The 2,869-nt window shown below is 41.4% G+C and carries 4 protein-coding genes; all 4 read left to right on the top strand.

Annotation, left to right across the window (positions count from 1 at the left end; genetic code table 11):
- Positions 1-103: 103 nt before the first annotated feature.
- The gene (locus tag A5295_RS04100; RefSeq protein WP_064621777.1) at positions 104-667 is read left to right on the top strand and encodes a hypothetical protein; all 564 of its coding nucleotides are present in this window, start codon (positions 104-106) and stop codon (positions 665-667) included.
- Between the two features lie 9 nt (positions 668-676).
- A complete protein-coding gene (locus tag A5295_RS04105) occupies positions 677-1,603 on the top strand; it encodes a hypothetical protein (RefSeq protein WP_064621779.1) in 927 nt (308 codons plus the stop codon).
- 488 nt (positions 1,604-2,091) lie between these two features.
- Complete coding sequence (locus A5295_RS04110; protein ID WP_064621783.1) at positions 2,092-2,409, top strand: recombinase family protein; 318 nt, start codon at positions 2,092-2,094, stop codon at positions 2,407-2,409.
- 115 nt (positions 2,410-2,524) lie between these two features.
- Positions 2,525-2,869 (top strand): recombinase family protein (locus A5295_RS04115; protein WP_197479838.1); only part of this gene is annotated, 345 nt, incomplete at its 3' end.

A 2,869-nucleotide genomic window follows, 5' to 3' on the forward strand; every position in this document is an offset into this window, starting at 1 on the left:
AGATGTGTATAAGAGACAGGTGTAGCATACGCAAATAACAGTACCCGACGCGCATCTTAACAATGCGGATCAATTCGGGTTTTCTGATTTTTGAGGAGAGAGAATGATGCGTAAAGCAACGAAAATGTTATCTGTACCGATTATTAGTATCTCACTAGTATTGTGTTCAGCTGAAGTGTCTTCCGCTAACACATTGACAGAGCGCGGTAACTTCACATATGCTGCTGGTAGCCTATCTTCTACTACAACTATGACAGATGCAGACTTGGATGCGTTGATCCGTGCATTTGAATCAGTGCCTGCTGATTTGCAGTATGCTAATCCACGTACAACTTCAAATTATGAAACACGCTTAAATGCAGCATTGCATGGCTTAACGTTTAAGTCACTGATGCGTAGGAATAGGGTTTCTATTGGACATTACGCGCCGATGGTTAATTGGGTCGGATGTGCATTAGCGATAGCTTCGTTTGTATTTCAATATGGTGTGCCTATTGCTAAGGCACTTGGTTGGCTGAAGCGAGCGAAGCAAATATATAGAACTGTGTCGGCTATCTGGAAAGCATTTAAGCGAGGAGAGCTTCTAGCTCATCTTGGTTCTGATGGAGCTAAGTTTTTGGAAAGTATTCTCGGTATCGAGCCAATTACTCGTAATTGCCTTTCCTAGGGTTAGATGATGAGTGAGACAAATGTAAGACCAGTGCTTTTCAAACATGCTTTTTGGGGTCATGTGATTACAGAAACTGTTGCTAGCATTTGCACGCTTATTATTTCGCTGCTCGTACAGCAGTTCGTGGGGCACCGCGTACTAGGTTGGGAAACTGTGGTCATACTCGCGTTGAGTGTTGTGGTGTTTTCTCTGCTAAGCACAGCGTATCTGCAGTGGGACAGGCATCGTAGACCAGATGACAGGTCTGGTGATTTGCTCATCGGAATCATCGATTTTGTGCTCAGGCTTCTGGTGACCTCTGGTATTGCTTCATTGCTTGTTTCCAATACTACGCTGCTAAGCATTATTATTGGCGCAGCGATTACTAGTGTGTTGCTGTTTGTTTTTGAAAAGCCTTGGCAGCCAGGTATGACGGATGCGCAATTACAGGAAGCTTCAAAGAAATCGGTTGAGCTTGGCGTTCAAATGCTTGAAGAAGAGCGCGTAAAGCGCGCCGAGGCGAGAAACATGATTGCATTACAGCATGCGAGCGCAGGTAAAACAGGCACTCCTAGAAGTACGTCTTTAACATTCTCCTCGTTAATCGTTGCGAATATGCTGATGGAAGCAGTATGCGATGTTGTCACATTTTTGCTTGCATTGATGCTGCAATGGTGGATGCTTTGTACTATCGATGGCTGGCGCACGCTACTCGTCATATTCTTGGGCAATATGCTATTTTCTTGCGCGGCGGCTGCGGTTATGGTTCTGATGGGCGCATTGAAGGCTGATCAACAGAAATGCCTAACAAAAAGTTGGCCTTTCTTGGTTATTGTTGTACTGCTTCGACTGCTGATCTTTGGTGTTCTCGCTTGGCTTCTTACGCCGAGTTTGGCATGGGTAAGCGTAGTTGTTGGTATTGTGCTTACCGATATTGTTCTCGTTATCAAGTAGCACCCATGGAGAAGAACCGCAGTAGACGCATAAGATTTTATAAGACTGTTTTCTTCTCTTTTAAGCAAAAAACTCTACGCACGTCAAAAGCGTTGTATTGATGTCAAGGTCTGATTAGGTGAGTGCAAATTTGCCCTTGTGTAGCAGGGCTTAGCGAGAGTTATCGTTAAAGGGTTTAGCCTGTGGTGGATTTAAGCTGGCTTTGCTCGGTTTTTGAACGTATTTTGACTGTTTGAGGGAAGATATCAACGTTCTAGGGTCGAGTGCACAGGATGTTAACGTACTTCGCTCGCGTTGAAAGCACACTGTGCTTTCAACTTTGAGCAAGCTCAGCGAATCGAAGTGCATTCGCGAATTATATTTAATCGCTCATGCAAGTCGATTCGCCACTTTGCACCCAGCTGGTGAAGTGGGAAAATAAGGTTTAGGCTAATTATCATGGAGAAGAAATCTAAGTTTCGTTAGTCTAAAAATAAGGAGAGATGGCTATGGATAAGATAGATGAGCTAAATAGTGATGTGATAGTCATCAAACCTAAGCGGGTTGTTAAGGATTATGCTGTGGGTATTTATGCTCGTGTGAGTACGAATCGTAAAGAGCAGCTGGATAGTCTTTCGACTCAAGTGTCTGGTCTTACTCGTCTTGCTGCTTCTCACATGACTTGGTTTGTTGCTGATATTTTTCTTGATGTTGCTTCAGCTAAGGTTGGATCTTCAAGAAACGAGTTTAATCGAATGATTGATGAGTGTGAGAAAGGTAATCTTGATATTATTCTTACTAAAAAGTGTGAGTCGTTTTGGTCGTGATACAGTAGATGTTTTAGAAGTATTAAAAGTAATAAAACAAGCCTGTGCAAGAATTATCTTTGAATAAGAAAACCTAGATAGCCAAGAAGATGATACAGATATGATCATATCCATTATGGAATCATTAGCACAATCAGAAAACGAACAGAGAAGTGAAAATATACAATGGGGTCTGAAGCAAAGAGCAGCACAAGGCACATCAAAACTTTATAATCGAAAGAGCTATGGCTATAATCATGATGAAAATGGAGAGTTGATTATAAATTTCCAACAAGCAAAAATAGTCAAGAAAATATTTAATTGGTACTTAGATAGGAAAAGTATCATAGGCATTGTCAAAGAACTTGAAAAAGAAAATATTAAATCTCCAACAGGGAAAAACAAATGGCCAAAAAGAAGTATTGAAACCATGTTAGAAAATGAAAAATATACAGGTTCTGTAAAACTATTAGATTCAGTA

Source organism: Gardnerella sp. 26-12 (assembly GCF_001660745.1).
Lineage (GTDB): Bacteria > Actinomycetota > Actinomycetes > Actinomycetales > Bifidobacteriaceae > Bifidobacterium > Bifidobacterium swidsinskii.